5 protein-coding genes are annotated in these 6,074 nt (G+C 38.4%); all 5 read left to right on the forward strand.

The window, feature by feature from the left end:
• Positions 1–166: 166 nt before the first annotated feature.
• Positions 167–958, forward strand: coding sequence for a crotonase/enoyl-CoA hydratase family protein (locus H5072_RS09750; RefSeq protein WP_182693409.1), 792 nt, complete (start codon positions 167–169; stop codon positions 956–958).
• A gap of 71 nt (positions 959–1,029) precedes the next feature.
• Positions 1,030–1,383 carry a CidA/LrgA family protein gene (locus tag H5072_RS09755; RefSeq protein ID WP_182693410.1) on the forward strand — a complete coding sequence of 118 codons (354 nt, stop codon included), beginning with the start codon at positions 1,030–1,032 and terminating at the stop codon, positions 1,381–1,383.
• Positions 1,376–2,119, forward strand: coding sequence for an LrgB family protein (locus H5072_RS09760; protein WP_182693411.1), 744 nt, complete (start codon positions 1,376–1,378; stop codon positions 2,117–2,119). The genes H5072_RS09755 and H5072_RS09760 overlap by 8 nt, the downstream gene beginning before the upstream one ends.
• Before the next feature lie 38 nt (positions 2,120–2,157).
• On the forward strand, positions 2,158–2,994 hold the full coding sequence (locus H5072_RS09765; protein WP_002958733.1) for a mechanosensitive ion channel family protein: 837 nt from the start codon (positions 2,158–2,160) through the stop codon (positions 2,992–2,994).
• A 168-nt stretch (positions 2,995–3,162) separates the two neighbouring features.
• On the forward strand, positions 3,163–6,074 hold a 2,912-nt coding region (locus tag H5072_RS09770; RefSeq protein ID WP_182693412.1), incomplete at its 3' end, for a winged helix-turn-helix domain-containing protein.

Consider the following 6,074-nt stretch of genomic DNA (forward strand, 5'->3'; position numbering starts at 1 on the left):
AAAAATTTTATTATCTCAAGTTCTAATTGTTTAGCTTTTTCTCATCTAAATCTAACCCTTTAAGACTACAGCTTTAGCAATAAATTCCATTTATTTAAAAAATACCGTCACTTTACTTAATTCTTATAACAACATAAGCTCAACTAACAGGTCAGAGGAGTGTGTAATGATAAAACTAGAAAAACAAAATGGCATTGCAACCGTCACGCTTAGCAGAGCAAAAAAACAAAACGCATTAAGCTTTGAAATGTTTGTAGAGCTAAACAAAGCCATTAAAAACATAAAAAGAGATCGCAGTATTCGTGCTGTAGTAATAAAAGGCGATGGCGAGCATTTTTGTGCAGGGCTTGATATATCAGCCGTAATGGCGGTACCATTGAATATTATAAAATTATTGCTTAAATGGTTACCTGGCAATCAAAATTTAGCGCAAAAAGTAGTATTAGGCTGGCAGTCACTGAGTGTGCCCGTTATTGCACAAATTGATGGCAACTGTTTAGGCGGAGGATTACAAATAGCACTGGGTGCCGATTACAGGATTGTTCATATTGATGCCAAGCTTGCCATTATGGAAGCGCGTTGGGGCTTGTGCCCCGATATGGGCGCCAATGTAATGATGAGCGGTTTAGTTAAGCGTGACCAAGCACTTTGGCTTGCCAGCCACGCAAACCCAATCACAGCACAACAAGCAAATGAGCTAGGTTTAGTTACTCAGCTTACCGATGATACTCAACAAGCCACGCAAAACATGCTCAATACATTACTTGAGCGCTCACCCGATACGCTTGCTGCAATTAAACGTGTTACACAACTTAGCTATAAACCAAACCAACGAAAAATACTCGCTAAAGAAACTTTCAGCCAAATTCGCTTACTGCTAAACCCAAACACTAAAAAAGCAATTGCTAAAGTAAAAGGAAAAGCGGATATAACCTACGCAAATACAAAGCATTGGTAGACTATTGCACAATGCATAAAAGAGTTTGATTTGTTAAAGTTAAGCTCTTACCTTTTCTGTGAGCCACTTTGATGAAATATCTGCTCAGTAGCGCTATTATTTTACTATGTTTAGCCAGCGCTAAACTCATTATGCACTTTATTGGTGGAAGCTTTCCTGCACCGTTACTCGCTATGGTTATTTTATTAATTTTACTCTTATCGGGTATTGTAAAAGAGCAACATGTAAAACCATGCGCCTCCCCTATTTTAAATATTATGCCTATCTTTTTCATTCCAGCGGGTGTGGGATTTATTGAGCATCTCGGTCTTATAAAATCGCACTGGGCATTTTTAGCCTCAGTTGTGGTGCTTGTTCCTATAACTACCTTATTGCTTGTTAGCAGTGTAATTGCGTACTTTAAGGGAAAAGAAAATAATGACTAATCTTACTTTTTCCGCTATTTCAGAGCTACAACCTAATTTATGGTGGCTAAGTATTCCTTTTATTATTGTATTATTTTTAGCGCTAAGGGCCGTAAACCAAAGTATAAAAAGCAGCGTATTTAAATCGCTCACCAACCCCGTATTTTTAAGTATTAGTATTATTGCTTTATTACTCGTTAATCTAAATTTGCCTTATACGCAATTTGCCACGCACAGCAAATTACTAAGCTGGTTATTAGAGCCCGCAATTGTGGCTCTAGCGCTTCCTTTATATCAGCAGTTTACACACGTACGAAAAAATCTATTACTTATAGTCGCAACATGTAGCTTAGGCATTGTTAACGCAACCGTTGTGGCATTTTTGCTAAGCATATTATTTAATTCGCCAGCGCAGCTAAGTGCATCTGTTGCCGCACTCAGTGTGACGACCCCAATATCTTTAATTGTTACCGACTCGTTAGGAGGGATTAGCTCACTTGCCGCGGCTTTAGTTATTTTTATTGGTTTACTAGGCGCTTTATTTGGTTTTATGCTTTTTAAACTCATTAATATTTTTAATCACGAATCTCAAGGCGTTGCCATGGGCACAGCCTGCCATGCAATTGGGACAGCTGCTGCTATTGCTGAGCATCCAAAAGTAGGCGCTTACTCATCAGTTGCAATGGCACTAAGTGCTTTATTAACAGCGATTATAGTGCCGCTGTTATATCCATTTTTAGTCAACATTTTGCTATAGTTGGAAAAATACAACATAGCCCTAACATAGAGCGCTTTATGATCAGTTCTGAAATCGAACAGTTTGAAAAATATTACACCATGCTTACTGAGTATATGGTTACCTACAGTATGCAAATTGTTGGCGCTATTTTTATCGTCCTCATTGGTTTGTGGATAGCACAAAAGCTTGCCAAATTTGTAGCCGCGTTAATGACCCGCCATAACGTTGATATTACGCTCACAAACTTTGTCAGTAGCGTGGTAAAAGTACTGCTAATTGTAATGGTTATAATTATTGCACTTGGCAAAATAGGTATCAGCGTTACGCCATTTGTAGCAGCCATTGGTGCTGCATCTTTAGGTGCTGGTTTAGCGCTGCAAGGAATGCTTTCTAATTATGGTGCAGGCCTTGCCATTATAGCCACGCGACCTTTTGTTGTTGGTGATACTATTGAAGTTAAAAATGTAAGCGGCCAAGTTAAAACAATTGAGCTTGGCTACACTATTTTAATCAATGAAGAAAAAGTAGAAATCACCATTCCAAATAAGCACATAGTGGGTGAAATACTTCATAACTCATTTAGTTACTCATTGGTCAAAGGTGAAATAGATATAGCTTATAGTGCATGCTCTGATAACGCGATTAGCCTCATTGAAGACGTACTTAAAGCACATGAATTAGTCGCACAAAATCCGTTATCACAAGTGGGTATTGAACGCTTCGCCGATAGCGGTGTTACAATAAGCTACCGATATTGGGTGCCTACTACTAAAATTATCGAAACTAAACTGGCTATTAACGGTGGTGTTTATAAAGCAATTAATAACGCTGATATTGAAATTCCATTCCCTCAACGCGTCATTACAATTAACAAAGCCGACCTAGAAAGCTAATTTATTTTTATTTTGAGCTTGCATATCTGCAAGCTCATCCTTTACTACCCCCCTCTGCTCAGAATAAACTCAAATAGTTGTGTTATAGATTTATTTGCCATATAAATAGTGTTAATAAATATCAATACGCACTTAATTTTAATAATAAAAAAACAATAATGAGTAATGATGATGCGCAACCCCTTCTACCTAGGCGATTGGCAAGTAACACCTTCAACTAACTCAATTCAACTCACTGGTAAAGCCAAACAGTTAGAGCCCAAAGCGATGGAGGTTTTATTGCATTTGTGTCAACAAAATGGCGACATTGTAAGCAGCGATGAATTGCTCAATAAATGTTGGAAAAATACTGATATTGGCGATAATCCATTACATAAAACTATCACTCAGCTAAGAAAAGCGCTCGGTGATAAAGCCAATGAACCACATTATATTGAAACTATCCGTAAACGTGGCTACCGCATTATTGCAAAATTATCTTTTCCGTTAGCAGATCCTATCCCAAGCACTAAAAGTACATGGCAGGGAGGATCCCCTTTCTTAGGCCTGCGTGCATATAACCCAAATGATACCCACGTTTTTTTTGGCCGTACCCAATCTATAGCTACCCTGCTGGAAAGGATATCTAGCCAGGTAAATTACGGTCGTGCTTTTTGCTTAATACTTGGCCCTAGTGGTACAGGTAAATCCTCGCTTGTTAATGCTGGAATTTTACCAAAACTGCTAGATGAGCGAGGCTATAATGGCATCGGTGTTATTTCCTACACCCAGATCGACTTTGCAGATGTGCATAAAAATAGACTTTTTCTAGACTTAGCTTCTGCATTACTTGATTGGGATATAAACGACCAGCCTGTGTTTGAAGGATTAAGCGCGCAAACACTTGCAGAGCAACTAGAATTGGCAATAGATGGCGTAATTAACGCCATACAAGCTGCACTTAGTAAAGCCTCTACAAAACTTAAAACACCCCAGTTATTTTTATTTATTGACCGCTTAGAAGTACTGCTTTCTTCTCCTATATTTAGTAGCGAAACACGCAGCCATTTCTTATCGGTTATTGAGCGCTTAGCAATCTCTAAAGCTGTGATTGTATTTAGTGCGTGTCGTAACGACTTTTACCCTTTAGTGGTTGAACAACCAAGTTTAATGGCTGGCAAAGCTCATGGCGCGCACTACGATTTAACACCGCCAAACCGCCAAGAACTCCAACAAATTATTCGCCTGCCAGCGTTAACCGCTAATTTAACGTTCTCCAATGACCCACAAACCCAAACACCACTGGATGAAATATTGTGCGCCGATACCGCCAATAACCCCGATGCATTGCCCATGCTGCAATACACATTGCAAGAGCTGTACTTACAGCGCAGTGATAATAACGAGCTACTGCACAGTGTTTACACAAAACTCGGGGGTATTGAGGGCGCCATAGGCAAAAAAGCAGAAGATATATTTATTGACCTTAGTAATGAGCAACAGCAGCAACTAAAAAGCGTATTATCACAACTGATCACTTTAAACCCAGATGGTAAAACCATTACGAGCCGCGCTGCCCGCTGGCAAACATTAACCAACACAAGTCAAAAAGAGCTTGTGCAAGCCATGGTTGATAGCCGTTTATTTGTATCGCATTTACAAAACCAAGAAGCCTGTTTTAGTCTTGCTCACGAGGCATTATTGCGTCAATGGCCGCGCGCAAAACAATGGATTAATGACCATAAAGATGCCTTAGCAATAAAAAGTCGTTTACAACATCAAGCACAAAATTGGATAGATGAAGGTAAAAGTAGTGCTTACCTCCTAGCGCCAGGTAAACCGCTACAAGAAGCGCAGCTATTACTTAACGACAAACTGTTTAAATTAGATGATAACGAGCATGCTCTTATCAAAAGCTCTGTAAAAAAAACAAAAACAAAAATAAGAGCAAAACGAGTGACCGTTACTTTATTGTGCTTACTTACATTTACCGCGTTTTTAATGAGCTTCACTAGTTTTAAAGCCCAACAACATGCGCAAAAAAAACAGCTTGAGGCCGAAAGCTTACTGGGGTTTATGGTCGGCGACTTTGCCGATAAATTACGTAGCGTTGAACGTATGGACTTACTTGATGGTATTAGTAATAAAGCACTTGAGTATTTTACTGATCAAACTGACGATTCAAGTTCACTTTTTAGCTTTAGCGATAATAAAGCACAATTTAACAACCGTTTTCAGTACGCACAAACCCTCGAAGCAATGGGTGAAGTAGCTTATTCGCGCGGCAAAACCGATGAAGCCTTTACCGCCTTTGAAAACGCCCGCACCCGTCTTGAGGCATTATTAAAAATACAGCCTAACAACTTAGAGCTATTAACGCTTGCAGGCGCCAATGCCTTTTGGCTAGGTCAATTAGCTTATGATCAAAATGATCATCAAGCTACTGAGCAAATGTTTAAAAAATACCACGCTTACAGTAAAAAAATGTATGTGCTGGCAGCTAATGATTTTAACTCCATTATGGAATTATCGTATTCATCTAATTCTTTAGGTTCTTTATACATAGAAAAATCCAACTACAGCGCTGCAAAAAAGAACTTTGCAGAGTCACTTTTACTTAAAAATAAAGCGCTTAAACTGAAACCTAATAACAAAGATTTACTTCGAGATAAATCCGATACGATTAGTTGGCTTGCAAAAACAGAAGAGAAGCTAAGTAACTTTAATGAAGCAGTTAATATATTGGAAGGTGCAGTTGACGTAATCACAAAATTGATTGCTGACTACCCTAGTGATGCAAGCCTTTTTTACACGTCAGCAAACCTATATATGCAACAAAGTTATTTACTGAGCTATTTGAGTGATAAACGGATGGCCCATAAAAAAGCCAGCTTGGCTAATCAAGTTATCAATGAAGCTTTAGTACAAGATCCAAAAAACAATAAATTTCAGCTTATGTATTATCGCTCTTTAGCACATTCACTAATGCTATCTACTGATGAAGCTACTGACTCAACAATTGAAAAAATAATTAATTTTTTAAAATCTCAAAATTTTAAAAATACCAGCACTATTAATACACAAATTACACTGATTCAATA

The sequence above is a fragment of the Pseudoalteromonas sp. SR45-5 genome, assembly GCF_014163565.1.
In the GTDB taxonomy this organism is placed as follows: Bacteria; Pseudomonadota; Gammaproteobacteria; order Enterobacterales; family Alteromonadaceae; genus Pseudoalteromonas; species Pseudoalteromonas distincta.

What these genes read in the sequence shown, in the direction of transcription:
- H5072_RS09760 (WP_182693411.1), top strand. Translation starts at nt 1,376, where the DNA reads ATGACTAATCTTACTTTTTCCGCTATTTCAGAGCTACAACCTAATTTA.
- H5072_RS09750 (WP_182693409.1), top strand. Translation starts at nt 167, where the DNA reads ATGATAAAACTAGAAAAACAAAATGGCATTGCAACCGTCACGCTTAGC.
- H5072_RS09755 (WP_182693410.1), top strand. Translation starts at nt 1,030, where the DNA reads ATGAAATATCTGCTCAGTAGCGCTATTATTTTACTATGTTTAGCCAGC.
- H5072_RS09765 (WP_002958733.1), top strand. Translation starts at nt 2,158, where the DNA reads ATGATCAGTTCTGAAATCGAACAGTTTGAAAAATATTACACCATGCTT.